Here is a 26,029-nt window from a genome sequence, read left to right as displayed (position 1 = left end):
GTTATCAGTAAATTTATTTAATACTTTTATTTTAATTAATAAGTATAAGGCGGTGCGTTCATGGAATTAATGTATGTAAAATATATAAATGGCGAAAGACATTCTATAATAAAGAACGGAGATGATATTATAATGAGCAATTCAAAAATAATAAAATTCGATTCAGCTAAAAAACAAAAAACAAATGAACATACTCCTTGTTTAAAAAAGAAAAATAATCAAGTTCATAATAATTCTAATGATAAAATTAATGAAGAAATTACCGATTTTTTCTTTAATGCTATTCACAAGAACTACCTATCTAATAGAAATAAATAGAATAGCTCGAACAAACTGTATTAGTAATTTTTATAAGATTATAAGAATAATAACTTAAATCTATTATTTATAGTAATTTCTGTATATTCTACAAACCCTGCTGTTTCCTATAAATTATTAACTTTTTAAGTTTTTTTATTGTTAAAAATTTAAATTCTTATATTTATCTCATATTTCGCTGAATGCTATGCATTTCAGTGAAATATCTTTTCTTTATTTAAAGTTTGGAATAATATATATCTATATGTGAATTATTCCATAGTAAATTTCTAAACTATCCCTAATGGAATCATTATTAAATTTTTTGAAATATATACTTGTTAAATAGCATGTCCAACAAAAATACTTTCATCCAAACCTAAATAATTCAATATCTGCCGTTGATTATCTTTTAGTGGTTTTTGAAACTTTCTTATACAATTGTTATTAACTTTAATTACTTGTATAGGCACATACTCAAAGATACCCATTATAGCTTTTAAACTCGGCTTGGACATTTTTATTTTTCCAGGTCCAAGTATAATCGTATTATCTTTCTTCATCTCACGTCTGACTACATGTTCCATTACTGATAAAATCATTAAACCAATAAGTATCATGTATGTTAAGGCTTCAACTCTTTTGGGAGTTTTTACAAAAAGGTCATCTATAAACTCTGGTGCTTTTAGCTGCTGAAACTTTTTCTCTACGCTGCTTTGAGTTTTGTATTCTTTCAGCATTTCTTCACATGAAATATCAGAATCATTACTTGCTAAGATGAAAGTACACTCTCTTTCAATTGCTGCTTCAATTTTTGAATCTTCACGGTTAATTTCTAAATTAATAGTATATTCATATTCCTTTTGTGAATCCTTATTATCAGCTTTTTTACGCTTACGTTTTTCATTCATTTCAATATTCAAATTAACAGAATGGTATTTTAATTTTTTCCCTTTAGTCTTTAAAAACTCTTCTATTTCTTTTTGTGAATCTGCTTCGCACGCGAAGCTACGCTTGGAAAATACTTTGATTTTTTTCTCTAATTCGGCATATTCTTTTTCTGCATGCCTAGAAATAGTTTTCCTTTTGGTTTCTTCAAGAGTGAAGGAATAACAGACTGCCAGTTTAACTGGAATCCCCTTATATTCTGATTTATAATCTAATACTTGATATTTAACTTTTTTACCTTGGGCATTTTCAAAAATAACATCTTTTGTTAACTGTCTTTCACTAAAAAATTTACCAATATAGATTTTAGACATATTTGTTGTTTCAGGAGCTCTTGTTATAAATTTTATATCTCTACCATTTGCTTTATTAATATTTTCTTCTGTAAAAAATGCACTATCTGCAACATAGTAGAATGAATCTTTACTAGTTTTGGATTTTTTTAAAATTTCATCAACATCATCTATAGCGTCATTATTATAAGTTTTATCATCTGTATTACCCGAAAGAACTTTTGCGTCTACAACTATACCGTTAGCTGTTCCAATTCCAATTTTTATTTGTTTCTTATCATTTCTTTTATCTTTACTATATCCATAATCAATTGATATTTCATCTATTTTACCTTCTTCTGTTTCATACTGGCCCCACATTACCTTTGAGGTAGTATCGTAATTAATATTCTTTATACTCAATCCATACGTAGCGAAAGCAGTCATACTTATTTCAGAAAAAATTTTTCTTGGACCAGCTTCATGAAAATTATCAAGAAAACAGCCAAATCTATCATCTGTAAGATTATGAGGCTTCGCATCGCTGTTAAATGTCCCTTCAATATCAATATGTTCAAAATACTCATCCATAAGATATAATGGTCGTCTTGAATGACAAAGATTTGCTAACATCATTTGAGCCATTATCCCATAAGCTATATCAGGCTTTCTCCCATTTTGTTTAGTCAAATATTGATCAAAGATGTTGATAACTCCTAGTTTCTTACACATACCTGCTACAAGCGTCGCTTTTCCATGGCTATATGCTTCCATTTCAATATTTTCCAATAACAACTCTTTATCCATTCCAATCCCCCCATTAAATATTATTTGCATACCGTAATCATAATAATTTTTAGTCAAATAATATAGTGAATAGTTGAGGTTAAATAGGAAAAATTAGTTAGGCGGAATATGAGATTTATTTATTCTTAAATTCTTAAATTCTTTAATTTTTAACTTTTTAAAAAGTTTCATTTAAATACATCTTCCATTAAAAAAGTATTTATTGGTAAGAACTTATATATTTTCTGCATTTTATAAAATAATATAATAATACCTCAGGCTCTTAATGTAATTAAAAACCTGAGGTATCATATTTAATTTAATAATTCATTTTTTATGATCTCATATTTTTGCTTATAATATAATCTAAAATAATTTTTTCAAATTAATATCCCATTTATTAATTTGCATATCTCTTTAGAATTTCTATTATAATTTCAGTACAGATGTCCATACTCTCAACTGCAATATGTTCGAATTCGCCATGGAAAGCATGGCCTCCTGTTCCAAGGTTAGGGCATGGAAGTCCCATATAACTTAAAGTAGCACCATCAGTACCGCCCCTAATAGGCTCTATTATTGGGGTAACACCTAAACCTTTCATAGCATCTGTAGCGTTATCTATTAAATGCATACAAGGTTTTATAAGTTCAACCATATTTTTATATTGATCCTTTAATGTAACCCTAACTGTTCCTTCACCATATTTTTCATTCAATAATTTTTCTATTAATTGCATTGTTGATTTTCTATTTTCAAACTTTTCCTTATTATGATCTCTCAAGATATACTTTAGCGATGCATGTTCAGTATTTCCATTAAAACTATCTAAATAATAAAAACCTTCATATCCTTCTGTATGCTCAGGTCTTTCACATGATGGCAGCATAGAATTAAATTCAATAGCTACATTTGTTGCATTAATCATTGTATTCTTCGCAGACCCTGGATGAACTGATACCCCATGAATATTAACTTCAGCTGCTGCAGCATTGAAATTTTCATATGAAATTTCACCTTCCTCGCCTCCATCAATTGTGTATGCAAAATCTGCCCCGAAATTTTTTACATCAAATAAATGCGCTCCAAGTCCAACTTCTTCATCTGGAGTAAATCCCACACATATTTTCCCATGAGGAATATTTTCATTTATTATAGTTTCACATGCAGTAAGTATTTCTGCAATACCTGCTTTATCATCAGCTCCAAGCAACGATGTTCCATCTGTAGTAATTATAGTCTTACCTTTTAAGTTTTTTAAATGTGGAAATTTTTTAGGTGACAAAATGCTATTATTTCCTTTTAAAACAATATCGCCGCCATCGTAATTTTCTATGATTTGTGGTTTTACATTTTTTCCATTAGCCGCTGGTGCTGTATCCATATGAGCTATAAGCCCTATACTTGCTTTATTTTCATATCCTTTTGTTGCAGGGATAACTCCATATACATAACAATGTTCATCAACTTTACAATCTTGAAGTCCAATTTCCTTCATTTCTTCAACTAATATATTAGCTAGATCAAATTGTCTTTTAGTTGTTGGATGTGTTTCTGAAGATTCATCTGAGGTAGTATATACCTTAACGTATTTTAATAAACGTTCATAAGCTTTCATATTTTTGTCTCCTTCTTATTTTATATAGCTTTCCAATAAAGAATTTCATATATTGGAAATTAATTATATATCTATTTTACTTTTTAGAATGACATAAATCAATAATTGATTTAAGAAAGTATTATACTCCCTTTATCCTAATAAAGTATTTTATTTTATATCTCGTGTATATTAAACACAAAAAAATGAATTCTATTGTAAAAAAGTTACTTAAAAAATAATTTTTTTATAGCTTTTTAATAACTAATAGATAAATTAAATACTCTATAAAATATTAAAAGTTGTTCAACTTTGCTTGTATTATGCAAAATTGAACAACTCAATTTATAAGACCTTTATTAAACACTCTTTAAAATGCTAATAAGAATAATTTAATTTTTACTTTGTAATGAAAATATAGATATCACAATCATAAACTATACTTAAACTATGAAATATCTTCCAACTAGAAATGAGTAATATACTTTTGTGGAATGTTTCATTGGTAATTTTGATGGATGTGATTCTTTGGCTATAAGTTGTTCCAAATGTGCTAGTTCAAAAAGTGAGAATCGAAATTTTATATTTCGTTCTTCGAACTTTCTCTGTGAGCGCTTGTTCTTTGAGGCTAGCACTTTGAGTACAACTTTATAGCCTTAGAATCACCCATCATAATTACCTAGAAACTGGAATAAAAGTATATTATTCATTTCGGTGAGATATACGCATAAGTATAGATTATAGTTGGGTTATCTATACTTTATTTAACAAATTCTATTATGCCTTTTGATAGTTTCGCTATTCTTGCCAAAGAGTATACATCATATCCTTTATCCTTAAGCATTTGAGCACCTTTTTGGAATGACTTTTCTATTACTATTCCTATTCCAGCAACTTTTGCTCCAGCTTCCTCTATCAAACGTGCAGCTCCAAGTGCCGCTTCGCCATTTGCTAAAAAATCATCTATAACTAATATATTATCTTCATCATTTATATATTTTTTAGATAATGTCAACTCATAATCTAAGCTTTTAGTAAATGAATGTACAGTTGTTTGATAAACATCACCATTCAGTATTTTTGAGTTTTGCTTTTTTAGAGTAACCATAGGCAAATTCATTTGCATTGCAGTCATCACAGCAGGTGCTATACCAGAACTTTCAATTGTAAACACCTTTGTTATTTTATGATTCTCAAAGTAATTTTTAAAGTATGTACCCATTTCGTACATTAATTCCGGATCCACTTGATGATTTAAAAACGAATCAACTTTCAGTACATTTTCTGATAATGCTTGTCCTTCTTCTAAAATTCTTTTATGTAAGCTTTCCATTCTATTCTACTCCACTCTTTTCTTGTTTTAATAATAAATTTAATATTAGCGCTGCAATGGTTCCAGTCGAAATACCTGATGAGAAAATCATTTTAAGACCTTCTGGTAATTGACTTATAAAATCAGGACGGAATGTAATCCCAACACCAAGTCCAATTGCTGTTGCTATTATTAATAAATTACGATTATTCAATTCAACTCTGCTCAAGGTCTTAATTCCAGATGCCGCAACTGTACCAAACATTACAATACCTACTCCACCCAAAACTGGTTGAGGCATTATATTTATTAGTGCTGCAAACTTTGGTAAAAACCCTAATATTACTAATATTATCCCAGCCATCATAGCGACATATTTACTTGCCACTTTTGTTAACGGAATTAAACCTACATTTTGGCTAAAACATGTATTAGGGAAAGTTCCAAGAATACCTGCAAGCATGCTTCCAAGTCCATCAGATAATACTCCTGCTCCAATTCTCTTATCGCCCATTTCAACCTTTGAAACTTCTCCGATAGCTTTTAAACATCCTACTGTTCCAATTGTTGTAACAAAATAAGCAGGAATGAATGGAAGTACTAATTTAGGATCAAAGTTAACTCCATGCTCAAATATCTTTGGAAATGATACAAAACTTGCTGAACTTACTGATGAAAAATCAACCATTCCAAGAGGAATACAAACAATGTATCCAATTGCCATTCCAATTAATATTGAGGCGCTACTTACTAATCCCTTTCCATATCTGTTTAACAATAAAGTTATAATCATTACAATCATAGCAATTGAAATATTAGTTAAGTTTCCATAATTAGGCGAACCACTACCACCAGCAGCCCAATCCATAGATACAGGTAATAGAGTTAGTCCTATCAATGTTATCACTGTTCCTGTAACAAGCGGTGGAAATAATTTCATCATAGGTCGTATTACAAAGCTTAAACCTATTCCAACTAATGACCCAAGTATTGTTCCACCTAATATGCCTGGAAGTCCGTAAATACTACCAATTGCAATTGATGGAGCTACAAATGTAAAATCTGTCCCCATTATACATGCAACTCTTGCACCAACAGGACCAATACCCCTAGATTGAATAAAAGTTGCTATCCCGGCTGACAATATAGTTGCACTCATAAGTGCTGTTGACGTAACTATATCAAATCCCAATGCACTTGAAATAACTAATGGAACTACTATAATTCCTCCAAACGCAGCAAATATATGCTGAAATCCTAGCAAAATTTGTGTAGATAAATTAGGCTTGTCTTCAACTCCATATAGAAGTTCGCTAATTTCTTCATTTTTACAGTCCAAATCTTCGATTAAAATCTCTTTGTTACTTAATTCCATTTTCTTTCAATCTCCCTATGTAAAATTTAATCATACATAGACACGCAAATTCTTTATACATATATTCAGAAAAGTTTTCAAAAAAATACAACACCCCATCTTAAAGTTGAGGTGTTGTATTTATATGCGAATATAATAATACTTAGCACTAAAACACTACCTCGTAGTCTGCTAATTTACGGATAGCAGGTAGAGACTTTCCAACCATAATATCGGAAATATACGAGTCTTTTGTATGAACTGTTGACTTATTATATCACATATATATTTTTTAGACAAATACTTACTTATTATTTTTATAATTCTTTAATTTTCTCCAAAAATTCTTTTAAAACAAGCATTTTTTTAACTTACCATGCTCTGTATCTTTTTACATTTTTAGAGTCATTAGTTTTACAGTGCCGTTTTACCAAATTCAATTGCCCTTTTCTCACTATTAAAATATACATTAATATTTTTCAAATCTTCATCCAATGTAACCTTTGTCCTACCAAAGCAAAATACTGTGTTTGCATATGCTTTAGCAGCAGTTATTCTTCCATACTGTGGTACCATTAGCGTTGTAGGTATATATGCTCTGCTTCCTACTACTCCTAAACTTATATTTTGCCCGGCAGATAAGACACCGCCTCTGGCCACCGAATCAGATCTTGTAAAAATTATATCCTTCATTGCAGTTAACTTTGAAGTATATTCACCTTTACCGCCTATGATAATATTTCCTGTAGATTTTATCTCGCACTCTTGGCAATAACCTATCCTAATATCTAGCGGGACTATTATATTCTTATCATAATAATCTATTTCATTGTCTAATATATTAAGTAATGTTTTTAGATCAAAGATTGATTTTATTTCCAATATATTAAGTCCTAATATCTTTCCTTTTATAAAATCTACAAGTTTACTGCGTTTTGTTTTATTTTTTATATTTAAAGAAATTATATTTAATGCTACTTTTTGAAAACTCCCAAAATTCTTTTCAGTCAATGTCTTTACAAAGTCTTTTCTTTCAAAATTTTGTAGATTCAATCCGTTAATATACTCTATCATACTAACTAAAATATTTTTAAATTCAGTAAGCACATCCGAGTATTCTTTTTTTCTTATATCTACTTGTCCTGATAATATCTTTGAATTAATTGTGTTCCCTAAGATTGTTATTTCTCCACCTGTCACAACATTCGCCATATTAACATTTTGGCTTACATCTAATGATCCTCCAGCACTAACAAACATATTATCCTGTACACTATCATAAACCTCTACATCTCCATAAAATTTAATATTGCAAGTTTCCATATTTACTGATTCTACGGTGTAAATAGGATTTACGCTAACGCTTCTATTAGCAATATGTGCTTTTCCATCAATAAGCGCTATAATATCATTATTCTCAATCTTACATCCTTTTGATGCATCAATTGGTAAGCTTCGAATATATTCGCGCTCTATAACTTTACCAAAAATATTCATTCCATTTTTTCCTAGAACCTCAGGGATTATTTCTGCGATTTTATCTCCAGCATTAACATTGGAAATTCTAAATAAATTTTTAAAGTCTACTTTCTCATTAGAATCTGGTTCCGGAAAAACCATTTGAGTTGGTGTAAAAAACAACTTCACCTCGCTTGGTGTATCCTTAACTGGCTCCAATCCTTCTGCGACTAAAACTTCACTAGAACACCCTTTTAAGATCAACTCTAAAGATTCTTCTTTGATTCCAAAAACTATTCCTTTTTCTTTTAGTTTTTTATATAACTCTTGAACAGTAAAGTATTCAGGTTCTTCTGCCGACAGAACTTCAGTAGATACAGCTAAATTTATGTAAAATTCTCTGTCTTTTATTTTATATTCAGTCTTAGGTGTATACTCTACTGTCATATAAGCTTTCATTTTATCTTCAGATATAGTTATATTTACTTCTCTCTTTGCAGGAGTTGCCTCACAATTATAAGTAATCTTATCTTTCGAACTTACTTCATATGGTTTAAACCTTTCACATTCTACATCATTAATAAATAAATTTACATTTTCTTTAGCTTTTATAGTTATAATTTCCCCATTTATCCCATCAGCTATTATTATTTTCCCGTTAACAACTTTAGCGCCTACTTCTTTTTCCATTCGTATCTATCCCCCAAAATATGACTTGGTTTTATTTTGTGTTAAATTCTTTATTGATTTCCAGAATATCCATAACTAAGTCTTTACTTATCTCAGGTGGAGTAAATTCTGGTTTGCTAAAATAATATCCTTGGAGATAGTCAACTCCAAACTCTATAAGTTTCGTTAATTCTTCTCTTGTTTCAACCCCTTCAGCTACAACTTTAATTTTTCTTTGTTTAGCATAAGATATGAGGTTTTTTGAAATCTGCTGCCTATTTAAATCTTTATCAATTCCTCTTACAATTTCCATATCTATTTTAACATAATCCGGTGTAATTGCTAACAATACTGCTTCATTATTATATCCTGAACCAAAATCATCAATAGCAAGTTTGGCGTTCCACTTTTCAATTACTTTTCTTTTTATAGAAATGTTATCTCCATTAGAGCGTTCATTTTCAAGTAGTTCTATTACTAATCTATCAAGATGTTCTCCATACAATTCTTCAAACCGCTTTGTATCTTCATATGATAAGACATAGTTCGGCAAAGAATTTATAAAAAGTTTAGCATCCTTGAATTCCTCTTTATTCCTTACAAAACTCTCAAGAGCTTTAAAAAATGTAATTTTTTCTATTTCGTATAATCGTGAATCGGCTGTTGCAAGCTTTATTATATGAAGAGGATTTCTAAGGGACTCTAACTGTGACCGCATAAGAGCTTCATACGCAAATACTTTTCCTGTTCTTGCATCTATTATTGGCTGAAATGCATACTTAATAAGTTTTTCATCAAGTAATTTATTTAAATCTTCTTGACTGCTAAACAGGAAAGAATCCTCAGTATATTCTTCTTTGTTAAACTCACTTATATTTCCTTTTACTGTTTTCTTAATTTTATACATTGCGAAATCTGAATACTTAGCTAAATCATTAAAAGTTACAGCATCATACGGATACCATGCTATACCTGTTGATATTCTTATTTTCAGCTCTCTGTTATTAGGTAGCTTAAGTACTGAATTCTCTATACCAGAGTGAATACTTTTTACAATTTTCCTAATTTCGTACTTATCTTCATATCCGTATAAAAATGTATAGAATTCATCTCCTGATCTTCTTCCAACAATTCCTCCATATTTCTCAAATTCCTTTAATATTTCGGATGCTTTTCTTATGTATTCATCTCCATAATCATGTCCATAAGTATCATTTACATATTTTAAGTTATCTAAATCCCACATTATAAATGCTCCAACTTTAAGATCATCGCTTTCTAATATTTCTTTTACTGTATTGTGAAATGCTCTTCTATTTAACATATTAGTAAGTATATCATAGTCTCTCTCATACTCTATTTTTTGCTTTTCTAAAATTTCTTGTGTAATATCACTTACTACTCCTAATGTTCTAGACTCTTCCTCTAAAATTTTTAATTTAATCCACTTAGTTTCTTTATTCGCTCCTTTAATCCTATAAGTTTCTTCTTGAAAACTTTCTTTCTCCTCTGTTATCTTCTTTATAATTTTACTGAAATATCTTTTATCTACATATGAATCAAATCGCTTTGATTTTTCAATTCCTATTACATCGAAAAATGTGTCGGTACATAGCACCACTTCATGTCCTATTTTATATTCAAAAGCCCCTATTGGCATATTAAATAATTTTATAATTTGAGACATTTTCGAAGCGGAGTCTGCTACGTTAGAACTTAAAGTCATTATTGCTGATGACAACTCATCGATTTCTGAGATACTTATTTTCCCAAGTTCTATTGGTTTACTAGGATTACTTTCTCTAACATCCTGAGCTAAATTTCTTATTGGCTTCGTAACCCTTTGACCTACAATAACAATTACTATTATTCCACCCAGAGTCGAAATAATTAATGATACCACTAGAAGCCTTTCAAATCTCTCTGAATAATATAGAAGATTATCCTTTTCTATTATTCCAATAATTGCCCAAGTATCTTTTTCAAATGGTGTATTTGTATTGTATAAATTAATATATTTTGTTGATGCATAGGCTATATTTTTTGAATCTGGTTCTTTTATCTTATATATTGAATCATATATTTCTTTTTTATTAAACTGAATGTTTTTTTCTTCTCCAAGTATTTTTCCTGCTAATGGTCCTGTCGTTGTAATCTTTTCAAAGTTCATATTCTTGTTATCGTCAACGCCTACTAGATAAACACCTTTACCATTAGAATCTATTTCATCATATGAAAGTAATGAATTTAGGTAATTCAATGAAATAGCAATTCCAAGAACTCCATATGGTTTGCCATTTTCGTCTAACAATGGAACAGAATAAGTAACAATCTGTATATCTTTATCATTTAATGAAAATGGTTTACTCCAATATCCTAAATCCTTATAAGATAATCCTTTATTATCTGCAGCTGCATTAATAGGCTTTGAGAAAAAGTCTTCTGGAGATGAATTCTTATTTTGACTAAATATAAACCTATTATTCCACCATGTATCTAAAGGAATCCCCAAATTTTGTGCAATAGAAGCAGGACCTCTTTCCATCAATAAATCTGAATTATCACTTGGATTTGAATTAGGGTCTAAATCTCTAAAATATAATCCTACTTTTTCTTCAGAATCATTATCAAGTATTAAAAATGCTCCTGTTACATAATTCTTTCTAAGCATAAATATCAAATTACTCGAAACATCTTCTAACAACTCCTTAGTGAATTGTGTGTTGTTGTCCAAATCCTTTACCGTAATACCCTTACTATGAAGCTTGTGCAAAATATTAGCATTAATCAAGCTTTCAGATTCACTAACATTACTCCAATGTTGAATCATCTCGTTTTGAACGTAACTACCTCTTGATTGAATTTTCTGGTTTAACAAATTAAATGAATTATTTTTAAGAATCCCAACAATTCCACTTAATAAAACCACACTTACAAAAAGCACTACCTGTGCTAATACAACAATTACCATTGGAATAAGTAACTTTCTAATTATAGAGTTCTTATTTTTTATTAAGAACATTATTTCACCCCGCTCGCAGTGACTTTGAACCATTTTAATTTTATTGATTACAAATAAAATTAAGTAACTGCATTAATGCTTTTCCTTAAATCTTCAAGCCAATTATTAAAATTATCATCTGTATTAAAACTCTTTATAGCTTGTCCTCTAGAAATTCCCTTTTTCAATAAAGCTTTTACCTTTTCTCTATCTATTTTTGCTTTTTCCAGCATAGATTTTTCTAAAATATCTCTTGCTTCATCTGCGCCATTAAAAGCTTTACTTGTATAAAACTTATATGTTCTTTCCTGATCTATAGCTTGTAAAACAGCTTCTTGTGAATTTTTTGGGGCATCCAAAACATCGTTATTATTAATTTTCCCCTCAATAAATTCACTATGATTTGCTTCTTTCTTAACAGGTAAATATCCAGCTGCTATTGAAAACTTAGCATTTCTATCAGAATCTGTAAACCACTTTAAAAATTCTGTAACTGCATATTCATGTCTAGAGTCAGATTTAATCATGACCATACCTGCACCTTGTTGTGGCATATACGCAACTTTTGAATCTTTAAACTTAGGAAGCGGTAAAATCATCGATTCAATTTTATAGTTTTGATCGTCATTTGTTATAACTGAATCTGGAAAGTATCCTGCTCCAGACGTAGATCCTACTAATGCGATTATATTTCCTACCTTTGCATCATCAGAACGAAATCTGCCATATGCTCCGTAATATCCATTTATATATGGCACATAAAAATTATCCCATAGCTTTCTCATAACCTTTTCATTAATATTAACCTCTAGCTTGCCATTAGTAACCTTAAATATCTCCTCACCTAATTCTTTACTTCCAATTATCATGTAATTTGCCATAGCATCTCTGCCGAAAAAAGTTTTCCCGTCATCTTTAGCTTCTGTTTTTCTATCAGTCCAATCATAGTATTTTTTAGCTAAATTTGCTATTCCTTCCCAAGTATTAAACTCACTTATATCTGCATTTGTCTCCTCAGAAAACGTTTCCCAATCTGTTTTGTTTACCATTAAAATTTCTGTAGATTTAGCTAATGGAAATATAGTTAGCTTGTCTTCACTATCCAATTTTCCTTCATTCATGTAACTGTCTATATATTTATTTATTTCATTCTCTGACATATATTTGCCAAAGTCTGATAAAAGTCCTAACTTCTCTATCTCATAAGCTGTATCCGGATATGCCATAAAAGCATCTGGCATTTTTTCTGCTCCAACTTTTTTCTTTGTGATATCAATAACCTTATCCGTAAGTTCACTTACGCTTCCTTGATTAAATGCTTCAACAATTATTCCTTTGTCTTTACCTACGCTTTTATTAAATTCCTCTACCATTTTATCAAACTCTATTTTTTGTATTCCATTATAATAATGCCATACTTCTACTGCAACAGGATTGTCCTTATCCAGACCATAATTGTCTCTTGTATCAATTTTACATCCGGTAAAAGCAATAGAATTTATTAATAACATAACTATTGTTATAGATAATCTCCTAAAGTTTTTTAACATTTTCTCCTCCCATTATAATATATTCATTATGTACTATATAATTATAGGTTAAAATTCATATAAATTCCATAAAATAATAGAAAAAACCATGTATATAAAAGAATCACTTATACTCACACATGGTTTTTCATATAAACTATAATTTTATTTTCCCTCCAATTATTATGCATTTTGAACTTTTGTTATGACCAATTTCACTAGTTTTTACAATTGGAATATTAGAATTCCCTACTATTTCTTTAGTAATTTCCAAAATATTTGGAAATTGTTTTTCTCTTTCCATTTCACTAAATTCACCAAGAATTATTCCTTTAACTTGCTCAAATACTCCCAGTTGTTTATATTGTGTCAAATACGTGAACATTTTTGGAACGTCACCACCTAAACTTTCTAAGAAAATAATTTTATCTTTAAAACTCGGCATATATTTTGTACCTGCCAGTTTTAATAAACATCTGAGATTTCCGCCTACCACAATTCCTTCCATAGAACTTCCTTGCACCCATTCATAATTAAATGTTAAAAGTTTACTTCCATTATCCATAAATGTATTTTTAAATTCTTCCACTTGAACTTCTCTTCTAGCATCAATTAAATTCCTTATTTGATATAAATAAGTCTGCATATTCGTTTGAGAATATATGGCATTAATAACTACGGACAAATCACTATATCCAAAAAATGGTTTAACATTATTTTTTATCGTTTCAAAATTTAAATAATCTAAAATACCATTAGCCAAGTCACCACCAGATACATCAAAAATCCCCTTAATATCATTATCTATAAAAAAATTCATTAATATTTCAGCTTTTTCTTTATTACTTCCATTAAATACAGAATAATTTTTATATAAATTATCGCTAAATACAGGTATAAGTCCTAATTCTTCTAATGTTTCTCTTAACTCGTTCATCTTTAATTCATTACTTTTATCTAAGCCATTTGAACAAGCAACAATTCCTACTTTATCACCCTTACTAAATAACTTCATAAATATTATCTCCCTCTAAATTTATATAGTATTAACGGCAGTAAATGTACTGCCGTCAATATTTTAGTATATAATTTTAATAAAATTTGTACGCTATTTTTCTAGTATATTTAGACTTTTCTTATACAAGCGTACACTCTGGTATCTGCTAAAGTGCTGCTTTAAAAATATTTAATATATCATTTTCATCTAATGGCTTAAAAGCGTACTTAAAATATGGATTCATAGCCTTTTTTGCCATTAGTTCTAACTTATCTTCTTCAATACCAACTTCTCTTAAAGTGCTTGGTATACCCAATTCCTTAAAGAATTCAGATGTCTTTTCTATTGCTTTATTTGCTATTTCAAACTTATCTAAGTTTTTATCTATTCCCCAAACATTTATTCCATATTGAGCAAACTTAAAGACAGTAGTATCGTCTAAAGAATATTTCATCCAATGAGGTGTTAATATAGCCAAACCAACCCCATGTGTTATATCATAAAAAGCACTTAATTCATGTTCCATTGGATGTACCACCCAAGGTGAATTTGTTCCATATGAAATCAAGCCATTAATAGCCCAGCTTGAAGCCCACATCAAGTTTGCTCTTGCATCGTAATCCTTTGGATTCTCTATTGCAATCTTACCATATTTTATACAAGCTCTGAGCAATCCTTCGGCTGTACTATCTTGGATATCCACACCCTTTGTATGGTTAAAATAAGTTTCAAATATATGACTCATAATATCAGCAGTTCCAGCCGCAGTTTGATTTTTAGGAACTGAATAAGTGTACTCAGGATCTAAAATTGAAGCTTTTGGTTTCATATTTTCATGACCTGTACCTAATTTTTGATTAGTTGTCATATCAGAAATCACAGCATGTGGATCCATCTCAGAACCAGTCGCTGATAGTGTTAATATTGTTACTATAGGCAATACTTCATTAATTTTTTGTGGAGTAGTTACTAAATCCCAAGGATCTCCTTCATATTTTACTCCTGCTGCAATAACTTTCGCACAATCTATTGTACTTCCGCCTCCTACAGCAAGAACTACTTCAACATTATTTTCCTTACAAATTTTAATTCCTTTTCTTACTGTTTCAATTCTTGGATTTGGCTCTATTCCTGAAAGCTCAACATATGATATTGAATTATCATTTAATATTTTAATCATTTCATCGTATAACCCAATTTTCTTAATACTTCCTCCACCATATGCTATAAGTATTTTATTACCATATTCTTTAATTATGGCAGCAAGATTTTTAATTTGACCTTTTCCAAAATAAACTTTAGTAGGTATTGAATAATTAAAATTTTCCATAAACACTCTCTCCTTATAATATATAATTTAATCTATAATTATTAAAAACAGTAATCCATGAATCTTGTTTCTAACTCCTCAATCTATATTATTTTTTTAATTTCATAATATAAGAATATAAGGTAATAAATCCATGAATATGAACCTTTCCTATAAATTTTACACCTTAGAGTTAACTTTATGTCAAGCATATATTTATTATGTTTTCTAAAATGAAAAGTTAATTTCTTGTTTGAAAGGGTAAATTCATCATTAAACAATTTACTATTGAACTTAACGATACTTATTATGTTTAAAATTTTAAATATCATTATCTTTTATCATCTTATAAATAATAATTTTATCATCTTTCATTTTTCCATTTAAGATAAATTATTATACCTTGCTTGTTAAATATGAAGATCAATCCCTTTCTATTCAAAATAAAAAAGACAAAACTCATAGCTTGATTGATTAAATCAAACATAAGTTTTGCCTAAAAATTACTTATAACAATCTATTTTTCAATAGACTATTGCATAACACCGTTCCAATCAAGATAATAGCCGCCTACATACGTATTATATGCCATAGATCCATCTGAATTTAAATAATACCAGTTGTTCCCATCGTTTATCCATCCAGTCTGCATTACTCCATTAGAATCCATGTAATACCATTGTCCTCTTACCATTTTCCAACCACTTACCGGAACACCTTGTTCAATCAATATCCATTTTCCATCTGAAGTCTTTCCCCAAAAATCTCCTCTGTTTCCTGTGCTCGGTGAACTGCTTACGATAGCATTTCCTACACTTGTGTCTACAGCAGTTGTTGTACTCGAAGTATTATCTTTGCTTTTTGTATCGCTAGTATCATCATCCTTTGTATCTGGTGTCTGCGTACTTGAAAATGAGTTTTTATAGGAATCAACTTTATAGTTACTTTTGTCTATGTCTTTTGCATCCCATCCCGGAGTTAAATTGTTTAATTCATCTTTAGTATAATCACTCTTATCTGAACTTGCTGCATAAGTACAAGATCCTTGAGCCAGGAATGCTAATAAGGCTAAAGATAAAATTCTTAATTTGTTATTCTTCATTTTGCTCATCTCCTAGAATATTTAATGTAATTTAATATTTATGTCTCAATTATATTCTTATAATTAATTATCGATTATAGCTATTAACACTTTAGCCTTTTTTATCTCTATTTAACACTACTTAAGCTAATTTCCATTTTCAAGAATCCTAATAATTAAATTCTACCGAATTTTATTTGCCTATATCACTTCTGCTCAACATATGACATATTTCTTTAAATCATATACTTATCTAACTTTTCTGATTAAACTTTTTACAAATCTCTATCATATCCTTCTGTGCATTAACTATTTTACCTTCACTTTTAATTTTTGTATAAGAACCGTCTTCTAGCAATATCCTACTTTTAACATTATCTTTTATATATAATTCGAGCATTTCTTTAAGTTCCTTTTTTATAAGATGATCTTCTATTACTGTCATTGTTTCAACTCTTTTGTCTAAATTCCTATACATCCAATCAGCGCTTGATATATATATGTCTTCTTTTCCATTATTATAAAAGTAATATATTCTGCTGTGTTCCAAATATCTTCCTACAATGCTTCTCACTGTTATATTTTCACTTAAGCCTTTAACTCCAGGTCTTAATGAGCAAATTCCTCTAACTATAAGTTCTACTTTAACTCCAGCTTGTGATGCCTTATATAAAGCTATCATAAGTTTTCTATCAACTAACGAATTCATTTTTGCAATTATTTTTGCTTTCTTTCCATTTTTAGCATGCTCAGTTTCTCTTTCAACTAGATGCTCCAACTTTTTTCGTAATCCGTACGGTGCAATAGTTATTTTGCTCATATTTTCAGGTTTAAAATATCCTGAAAGCATATTAAATATAACTGATGCATCTTCGCCATATTCAGACTTTGATGTTATTATCCCAATATCTGTATAGAATTTAGCCGTTACATCATTATAATTTCCAGTTCCTAAATGAACATATCTTTTAATACCCTTTTTTTCTTTTCGAACAATCAATAATATTTTACTATGAGTTTTTAACCCAATCACTCCATATATAACATGACATCCTGCTTTTTCAAGCTGCCTTGCCCAATGAATGTTATTTTCTTCGTCAAACCTAGCTTTAAGTTCAACTAATACTGTTACCTGCTTTCCATTTTCCGCCGCTTTTGAAAGTGCAGCTATTATAGGCGAATTTCCACTTACTCTGTATAGGGTTTGCTTTATAGCTAGTACTTTTTCGTCCTGAGCAGCAGTTTCTACTAATTTTACTACTAATGAAAAACTTTCATATGGGTGGTGTAGAAAAATATCCTTCTTGCTTATTTCTTGAAATATATCGTCTTCTTGTAATTCCTTGACTTGCAGACTCTTTATTTGTTCAAACTTAAGTTCACTATATCCCTTAATACTATATAATTTATTTATAAATGTTAAATCTATTGGCCCTTTTATAGAGAATATTTGATCCTCCGAAATTTCAAATTCTTGTTCTAATTTATTTATAATCCTACTATCATTTGTCTCTTCGATTTCTAATCTTACGGCAAGCCCCCACCTTCTCTGTTTAAGAGATTCTTCTATTGTTTCAAGCAAATCTTCTGCGCCTTCTTCATTTAAACTCAAATCTGCATTTTTAGTTATTCTATAGCACGCTGTTGTTAATACTTTAAATCCAAACAATTCCTTTATATGTTTTTTTATGACATCTTCCAATAATACAAAGTTTTCACCTACACTCCCTGGTATAGGAACTAGTCTTCCTAAAACTGATGGTACTTGAATTGTAGCAAATAGTTCTTGTTCACTCTTGCTTTCTTTTAATATAACCCCTATATTTAGTGTTTTATTTAACAACAAAGGAAATGGTCTGCCTGAATCAATTACCATAGGTGTTAAAACTGGATATAATATATTTTTATAATAGTCATTTATAAATTCTAATTATTCTTCATTTAACATATCATACGTGAAAATTCTTATATTTTTAGAACCTAAGTGGTCATATAAATGCTCATATGTATGATATTGGTCCTTAACCATCTCCCTAACTCTATAAAGTATTTTGCTAATTTGTTCACTTGGTGTTAATCCAGAAACTTCTCTTTCCTCAAATCCTGCTTGAATTTGACTATATAATGATCCAATTCTAACCATAAAAAATTCGTCGAGATTGGAACTCGATATGGATAAAAATTTTAATCGTTCCAATAAGGGGTTTGTATTATCCTTAGCTTCATCTAAAACTCGTTGGTTAAATTCCAGCCAGCTAAGTTCACGATTAAAAAAATTTTCGTAATTATCATATGTATAATTTTCATCCATAATTATTCTCCTCATCCTATAAACTAATCATTTTCAACTTAATTTAATTATTTGTAAATATAGTATTTTAAATACACATTGAATAATGTAATATATTAAAATGTATACTAATATAATCTAATATTTTTGTTAACTTTAAGTTAAAATGTTATTATATGCAAGTTAACTTTTTATCACATTATTTATATAGAGGAGGAGTGCACAATGAAAAATATCGCAGTTATTGATATAGGTTCCAATTCAATGAGAGTTCTAGTATATGAGATATATGAGAATAATTCATTTAAAATAATTGATGAAGAAAAAAGAATGACAAGACTTGGTCAGTTTATTGATGAAAATGACAATTTGTCAAATGAAGGAATAGGCAAATTATTAATTACTTTAGAATTCTTCAAGATTTTATGCGAGAAAAATGATGTAGTCGAAATAATTGTAGTCGCTACTGAGGCAATCAGACGTGCAAAAAATAGAGATCATATTTTATCTTTGGTAAAGGAGAAGACTAACTTAGACATTAGAGTTCTTAGTGGAATTGAAGAATCAGCTTATGGATATATAACAATCAAAGCTACCATGGATATAAAAGATGCCTTACTTATTGATATTGGTGGTTCAAGCATGGAAATCACTTTAATGAAAGATAAAAAAATACTTAATGGGGTAAGCTTACCTCTTGGATCCATACCACTAACTAAGCTATTTCCTTTTGATGTGCCAGCAGATAAAAATACTATTTCAGCATTTAAGAAATTTATATTCAATGAATTTGATAAGTTACCTTGGCTAAAGCTCGCTCAAAATTTGCCTTTAATTGGAATTGGTGGAACAGCTCGTTCGATTGGTAAAATTCATAAGAAATTTATTAAATATCCACTTGACCTGCTCCATAATTATACTATGCTCTTTGATGAAGTTAAAATAATTCATGAATATGTTCTCAATCTTAATATGAACCAAAAGGCAAAATTAAAGGGATTACCTAGAGAAAGATCTGACATATTTACCGCACCTTTCTCGGCACTTGTAATGCTTATGAACTATTGCAATTGTCCTGCTTTAAAAATTAGTCAATATGGAATCCGTGAAGGTGTTTTATACGAAAAACTATTGAATAAAGATCTTGATAATATTGATATTTTAGATTACTCATTAAACAATATCTTAACAAATAATGACTTAAATATTTCACATGCTGAGAAAATACGTGATTTATCTCTTGTATTTTTTAAATACCTTGAAAAACCAAATTATGAATTTTTAGAATTAGAATATAAACTTCTTGGTGCAGCAGCTAAATTGCATGATTTAGGGGTAAGTATTTCTATAAAACATGCTTATAAACATAGCTTATATATCATAATTAACTCCTTAATTTCAGGACTTACACATAAACAAATATTAATGCTTGGTTACGCCATAGCACTAAGCGGTAAATTTGATTACAAATTATCAGATGAATATAAAAATATCCTTAAAAAAGAGGAAATTCTAATATGCAAAAAAATTTCAATAATATTATGTCTTGCTCATAAAATTGATAAGTATTTTTATAATAGCTTATCCGAAGTCACAATTATTAATCAGAAAGATACTTTTAAATTAACACTTCCTAAGAGTAGTGTTAAATACATGCAAGATAGTTTACCTGTAGAAATGGATGAAAGCTTTAAGAAATGTTTCAATAAAAAGTTATCCATTATCCCATTATAAGTTTTGCTTAAATATTTATGTGATATATTTGCTTTAAAATATGATATAATTCATATAATAGTAAATTAAGATAAAGTAAAATAAGGAGATAATACCGTTATATGAAAATTGAATTTGATAAAAAATTATTCAAGTATTCCATATATATAGTTATTACAGCCGTTATACTATATATAGCATTTTTAATTATTTTAAATATGGGATTATTATTTAGATCTGCATTTGACTTTCTAGGATATTTAACTAATTTAATTAAGCCACTGCTTTTCGGTATCATAATAGCATATCTTTTATATCCTATAACTAGAGGCCTTGAAACTTTTCTAAAGCAGAACAAATTATATAAATTAGAGAAGGCATCTACTCGAAGAATTATAGCAATTATGATTACATATATCTTAATTATTGGTATATTTTCAGGATTAATCTTAGGAATCTATTTTATGATAGGCGGTCAGATATCAAATAATACTACTATTATAAATATTACTCAACATATTTCCCTATACTTAAAGAGCAATTCCTTTTCAACCGAATCAATAAAAGGAACTTTAGATAAGCTGGATAATTCTTTTATAGATAATATAAAACCTTATATTATTAGCGGAATTATATATTTACAAAGATATGTTGAAAGCAACTTAGGAAATATGACCTCATATATAATGTCAATTGGAAGTGGTGTTGCAACATTTTTTATTGCACTTGTAATCAGTATATACCTTCTAAAGGATTCTGAATATTTTATAGGACTATGGAATAAGCTTTATTATTTAGTATTTGGTAAAAGTATTTTAGGCAATAAAATTATTTACGTTTTTAGAGTTGTTCATGAAGTCTTTGCTAAGTACCTGCGCGGTCAATTGCTGGAAGCTTTTTTCGTTGGGGTATTATCAGCGATAGCACTTTCAATTGTTGGAATAGATTACGCTTTTGTAATTGGTATAATCGCAGGAATAAGCAATATGATTCCATATGTAGGCCCAATTATTGGTACTATTCTTGCTGCCATTATGGGACTTTTAAGTGGTACTCCTATAAAAATACTTTACTCCATAGTTGCTATGCTAGTTGTACAACAAATTGATAATAATCTTCTAGCCCCTAAAATTGTTGGAAATAGCGTAGGTTTGCATGCGGTATTTACAATGATGGCTATACTAATCGGGGGAAATGTAGGCGGGTTATTAGGCATGCTCCTTGCAGTACCAGTTGCTGCTTCATGTAAAGTTCTATTTAATAATTGGTACGAAAATTACATAGAAAAGCAAAAGCAGTCATAATTCTTTATGAATTAATTTATTAAAAGAGGCAGTTCAATTGACTGCCTCTTTTAATATAGTATATATTCTTTCACTTAATTCTTTTTAATACACTTTTAGCTACTTTACTATTTTATAAAACTTCTTCTTACCTAACTTTATTATATCTCCATTTTTAATTGTTGTATTATTAAAATCAGTTACTTTTTGCATATTTATATACACTCCACCCTGACTTACAAGTCTTTTAAATTCGTTATACGATTTTACTAAGTTACTTTTAACAAGAACTTTTCCAACATCGTCTAATAAGCTACATTCAGGAGATATATTTATCTCAGGCACTTCATCAGGCATACTTTTATTTTTAAATACATTTTCAAAATATTCAAGTGCGAATTTACTTTCTTCTTCTGTGTGATATAATTTTGTTATAATTTTTGCAAGTTCAAATTTTACATCTCTTGGATTTTTGCCATTATCCAACTCTTCCTTAATTTCTCTAATTTTATCTGGATGCTCATCCGTAGCAAGTTCGTAATATTTTATAATTAGATTATCAGGAACCTCCATTACTTTCTTAAACATTATTTCTGCTGGTTCTTGTATTCCTATATAATTTCCTAAGCTCTTACTCATTTTTTCCTTCCCATCCAGACCTTCTAATATAGGCATAAATATCGCTATTTGCTGCTCCATTCCAGCATTTTTTTGCAATGTCCTCCCCATAAGAATATTAAATGTCTGATCAGTTCCTCCTAATTCTATATCAGCCTCTAATGCTATAGAATCATAACCTTGCATTAGAGGATAAAAAAATTCATGGATTCCAATAGCCGTGTTAGAATTATATCTCTTTTTAAAATCTTCTCTTTCTAGCATTCTTGCAACTGTTGTAGTCGCAGCCAGTTTTAAAACTTCTTCAAATGATAGTTTAGATAACCATTCACTATTAAATTTAATTTCTGTTTTATCTCTATCTAAAATTTTGAAAATTTGCTTTTGATACGTTAATGCATTTTCTACTACTTCTTCTTTGGTCAGTGGCTTCCTAGTTTTAGATTTTCCGGTTGGATCCCCTATTTTACCCGTAAAATCCCCAATTATTATAACTGCTCGATGCCCTAAATCTTGCATTTGCTTAATCTTTCTTAATACAACCGCATGACCTAAATGGATGTCTGGCGCAGTTGGATCTAACCCTAACTTAATTATTAAAGGTTTATCTTCTTTTGCCGATTTAATAATTTTTTTCTCCAAATCATCAATGCTAATTATGTCTGTAGCTCCTTTCCTTATAATTTTAATTTGTTCTTCAGCATTCTTTTTCATCTTCTTAACTCCTAAATATTTCTTATTTTTAATATAAGTAAGCGTTACAAGATTCAATATTTACAACAAAAAAACTCTTGTCCTTTAAAATATAAAGGACAAGAGTCTAGCTCTCGTGTTACCACCTTAATTCATTAATCGCTCACACGATTAACCTCTTCAAGTACGCCAAAATTTTGGTTATACTTTAGCACTATAACGGGTGCAGGGTTCCGTCATCACCTACTCAAAAGAAATTTTTTTTCAGCTTGAAGCTCTAAGATGTATTCAAAACCAGCTTCCATGCACCTCTCATCAACCGGTAACTTTCTGTATGGCATCACTAATTTCTACTTATTCTTTTCATTGCTTTTATTGAAAATCTAGAATAAAGAAATATAATAAATTACTTTCTTTATTATGCGATATATTAAATTGTTTAAATTGTACAAAAAACTTAAGCTTTTGTCAATATAAACTTTATTGTTTATTTGCTACAGCTATGATATCCATGCTCCATTTGAATCAACTCTATATTTTCCATCAATAACAGAATTAAGAGCCATAGCCCCACTTCCAGGATAGCAATAATACCATTTTCCATTAGAGTATATCCATCCGGTTTTCATTATGCCATCATTGCCTAAGTAATACCAATTATTATCTATTACATTCCATCCAGTTGCATAACGTCCTGTATTTTCTAAAAAATACCACGCAGAATTAACTAAATTCCACTTACCATCTTTATTTGACTTAAGCTCAGATAATAATCCAGTATAACTGCTTGCCTTATTATTCTCATAATTATAATCCTCAGAGCATTCTGGATAATCACTTTCTTTCCATGTAAATCCATCATTTTTTAGAACCTTATCTTGTCTTAGAAAATATTTATTATTTCCTAATGCATCATTATTTGTGACATCTAAATGATACCACTTATTATTTAATTTAACTAAGTTCCATCCATGAGGAACGCCATCTAAATTTCCAATAATAATTTTATTCTCTACACCTGCTAATTTAAGCATTTTATAAGCAGTCATGGCATAACCTTGACATGTAGTTTTTCCAGTTGTCAATGCAGAATAGGCATTATTAGATACAAGACTATCATCATATTCAAATCTATTTATTAAATATTCATTTATTGCCTTGACCTTATCAAAATCGCTCATTCCATTGGTAGTTATAGAATTAACTATTTTAGTTAGCTCTTGATTAATATATAACTCTTGATCTTTAGTTGTTCTATAAGTAACCTTTAATGTTGCTTTATCTCCAACTCTTTCATAGACCATTTTCTCTAGTGATCTCATTAAGTAATCATCGTCTTTTGCAATATTTTGTACTACTTCTAATACATCAGATTTATAATAATCAATTTGAAACTCTGTGTCCCAGTTTTCTAAATGGTTATATACATATGAGTTTAAATCATTATCTGCTGCAAAAACAGGTTGTCCCATTATTGCTGATATTATTATTAATCCAAGTAATAGATTTCTAATAATGTTTCTCATCAATAAATCCCTTCTTTCTTCATATGAATCCCATTGGAATAAATTTTTGTTAAAATTATGTTATAAAGCAGCACAATTCAGTACTTTCCTCCTTCCCAGATTATTATTTACCTCCAAAAACATATATATCTATTATATCAGAATATTATTAATGATGCTAAATTCAAATATATATTCATAAAAATAACTACCTAAAATATTAAAATTTCTAGGTAGTTAAGACTATTTTATAATTCAAAAGTGCTGTTATCAATCCATTTATATTGTGGTCTTATGACTTTTATATCTTTTACTAATTTATACAGTGCCTCATCTTTCTGCTTACATTCTAGCATTATATCAAAATCCCTATCTAAAACCTTAGCTTTTTCTAAGAATTCAACAAGATCCTCTGCATTTATATAATCAGCATGTTTTCTATCTTTATCGTGGTCTTTAGGCGTTGAAAAATGTATTTTAGGCGGAAAAAATTCATTATCCCATGTATTAAAAATCTCCTCGAGTAAGTCCTCTATATTTTCACCATTATTATTGCAATTGTGATGATGAACATCTAATACCATCGGAAGATTTAAAGTTCTGCATATATCTAAAACTTCCTTTGCAGTATATATTTTATCATCATTTTCAAGAATTAATTTAGATCCTATTTCTTCTGGGATTAGAGAAAAATTATCAATGAATCTGCTTATCCCTGACTCTTTTCCACCAGTTGCTCCTCCCACATGCAAAACCATTTTTCCATGTAAATACCCAAGATCTTCAAACCATTCTACTTGGCGCATTAAATTGCTGATAGAGTTTTTAACAATCTCATTACTTGCACTATTTAAAACATTAAATTGATCTGGATGTGTATCGACTCTCATATTATTTTCCCTAATTATTCTACCAATAAATTCAAAATCCTTTTTAAAAATCTCTCTATGTCCCCAATACCCAACATCAGGATGGGTAACTAGAGGAATTAAAGCAGATGTTATTCTATAAAAGTGTATTTGATTCTCCACATTATACTTAAGTATTTTCTCTAGATCATTTAAGTTAGATAGTGTTATACTCTTTAGTTTATCTAATTTATTCATTTCAGAAATAATTTTATTATAATTTGTAAATGTAACTGTGCTAGAACTAGAAATCTTTTTACCCAACCTCATTGAAATTGCTACATAGCCAAACCTTATTCTCATAATTCTTCTCCTATGTACTTAATATTTCTTGAACATAATAAAAGAACTCCAAAGTGGAGTCCAATTATATGTAAAGAGATTAATGAGTATTAGAGGTTATGTTAAA

General features: G+C 29.3%; 16 protein-coding genes, 1 pseudogene, 1 riboswitch and 1 other annotated feature. Of the genes and pseudogenes, 3 read left to right on the top strand and 14 right to left on the bottom strand.

What is annotated here, in order from left to right:
* The first annotated feature begins 60 nt into the window (after positions 1-60).
* Positions 61-318, top strand: coding sequence for a hypothetical protein (locus PZA12_RS12585; RefSeq protein ID WP_077840474.1), 258 nt, complete (start codon positions 61-63; stop codon positions 316-318).
* Between the two features lie 320 nt (positions 319-638).
* Here PZA12_RS12585 and PZA12_RS12580 read toward each other — a convergent pair whose 3' ends face one another.
* From PZA12_RS12580 to PZA12_RS12530, 11 genes and pseudogenes are all read right to left on the bottom strand, one after another.
* Positions 639-2,324: an IS1634 family transposase gene (locus PZA12_RS12580; RefSeq protein ID WP_181006061.1), complete on the bottom strand. Its 1,686-nt coding sequence runs from the start codon at positions 2,322-2,324 to the stop codon at positions 639-641.
* A 379-nt stretch (positions 2,325-2,703) separates the two neighbouring features.
* Positions 2,704-3,921: a peptidase T gene (gene pepT, locus PZA12_RS12575; protein ID WP_078115610.1), complete on the bottom strand. Its 1,218-nt coding sequence runs from the start codon at positions 3,919-3,921 to the stop codon at positions 2,704-2,706.
* A 739-nt stretch (positions 3,922-4,660) separates the two neighbouring features.
* Entirely contained in the window at positions 4,661-5,233 is a 573-nt protein-coding gene (locus PZA12_RS12570; RefSeq protein ID WP_012058641.1) for a xanthine phosphoribosyltransferase, read from the bottom strand.
* A gap of 1 nt (position 5,234) precedes the next feature.
* Positions 5,235-6,587, bottom strand: coding sequence for a nucleobase:cation symporter-2 family protein (locus PZA12_RS12565; protein WP_077843619.1), 1,353 nt, complete (start codon positions 6,585-6,587; stop codon positions 5,235-5,237).
* Positions 6,588-6,731: 144 nt separating this feature from the next.
* A riboswitch (purine riboswitch) is annotated at positions 6,732-6,833 on the bottom strand.
* 147 nt (positions 6,834-6,980) lie between these two features.
* On the bottom strand, positions 6,981-8,714 hold the full coding sequence (locus PZA12_RS12560; RefSeq protein WP_078115611.1) for a DUF342 domain-containing protein: 1,734 nt from the start codon (positions 8,712-8,714) through the stop codon (positions 6,981-6,983).
* A 31-nt stretch (positions 8,715-8,745) separates the two neighbouring features.
* Complete coding sequence (locus PZA12_RS12555; protein WP_078115612.1) at positions 8,746-11,715, bottom strand: bifunctional diguanylate cyclase/phosphodiesterase; 2,970 nt, start codon at positions 11,713-11,715, stop codon at positions 8,746-8,748.
* Positions 11,716-11,774: 59 nt separating this feature from the next.
* Positions 11,775-13,244 carry an extracellular solute-binding protein gene (locus PZA12_RS12550; protein WP_078115613.1) on the bottom strand — a complete coding sequence of 490 codons (1,470 nt, stop codon included), beginning with the start codon at positions 13,242-13,244 and terminating at the stop codon, positions 11,775-11,777.
* 136 nt (positions 13,245-13,380) lie between these two features.
* The gene (locus tag PZA12_RS12545) at positions 13,381-14,238 is read right to left on the bottom strand and encodes a S66 family peptidase (RefSeq protein ID WP_103698767.1); all 858 of its coding nucleotides are present in this window, start codon (positions 14,236-14,238) and stop codon (positions 13,381-13,383) included.
* A gap of 148 nt (positions 14,239-14,386) precedes the next feature.
* Complete coding sequence (locus PZA12_RS12540; protein WP_103698766.1) at positions 14,387-15,550, bottom strand: iron-containing alcohol dehydrogenase; 1,164 nt, start codon at positions 15,548-15,550, stop codon at positions 14,387-14,389.
* A gap of 511 nt (positions 15,551-16,061) precedes the next feature.
* The gene (locus PZA12_RS12535) at positions 16,062-16,631 is read right to left on the bottom strand and encodes a cell wall-binding protein (protein WP_078115616.1); all 570 of its coding nucleotides are present in this window, start codon (positions 16,629-16,631) and stop codon (positions 16,062-16,064) included.
* A gap of 232 nt (positions 16,632-16,863) precedes the next feature.
* Positions 16,864-18,921 (bottom strand): annotated as a pseudogene (locus PZA12_RS12530) (RNA degradosome polyphosphate kinase).
* A 204-nt stretch (positions 18,922-19,125) separates the two neighbouring features.
* Here PZA12_RS12530 and ppx point away from each other — a divergent pair.
* Both ppx and PZA12_RS12520 read left to right on the top strand, forming a co-directional pair.
* Positions 19,126-20,634 carry an exopolyphosphatase gene (gene ppx, locus PZA12_RS12525; protein WP_077853713.1) on the top strand — a complete coding sequence of 503 codons (1,509 nt, stop codon included), beginning with the start codon at positions 19,126-19,128 and terminating at the stop codon, positions 20,632-20,634.
* Positions 20,635-20,735: 101 nt separating this feature from the next.
* Positions 20,736-21,917, top strand: coding sequence for an AI-2E family transporter (locus PZA12_RS12520; protein ID WP_103698765.1), 1,182 nt, complete (start codon positions 20,736-20,738; stop codon positions 21,915-21,917).
* Between the two features lie 99 nt (positions 21,918-22,016).
* Here PZA12_RS12520 and tyrS read toward each other — a convergent pair whose 3' ends face one another.
* From tyrS to uvsE, 3 genes are all read right to left on the bottom strand, one after another.
* A complete protein-coding gene (tyrS, locus tag PZA12_RS12515) occupies positions 22,017-23,228 on the bottom strand; it encodes a tyrosine--tRNA ligase (protein ID WP_077843744.1) in 1,212 nt (403 codons plus the stop codon).
* Between the two features lie 91 nt (positions 23,229-23,319).
* Positions 23,320-23,583: a binding site (T-box leader), on the bottom strand.
* 124 nt (positions 23,584-23,707) lie between these two features.
* Entirely contained in the window at positions 23,708-24,733 is a 1,026-nt protein-coding gene (locus tag PZA12_RS12510) for a transglutaminase domain-containing protein (protein ID WP_077843745.1), read from the bottom strand.
* Positions 24,734-24,960: 227 nt separating this feature from the next.
* Positions 24,961-25,923 carry a UV DNA damage repair endonuclease UvsE gene (uvsE, locus tag PZA12_RS12505; protein WP_077843746.1) on the bottom strand — a complete coding sequence of 321 codons (963 nt, stop codon included), beginning with the start codon at positions 25,921-25,923 and terminating at the stop codon, positions 24,961-24,963.
* Positions 25,924-26,029: the final 106 nt, after the last annotated feature.

The organism is Clostridium beijerinckii (genome assembly GCF_036699995.1).
Lineage (GTDB): Bacteria > Bacillota > Clostridia > Clostridiales > Clostridiaceae > Clostridium > Clostridium helianthi.
This window is presented reverse-complemented; position numbering and strand designations above follow the sequence as displayed.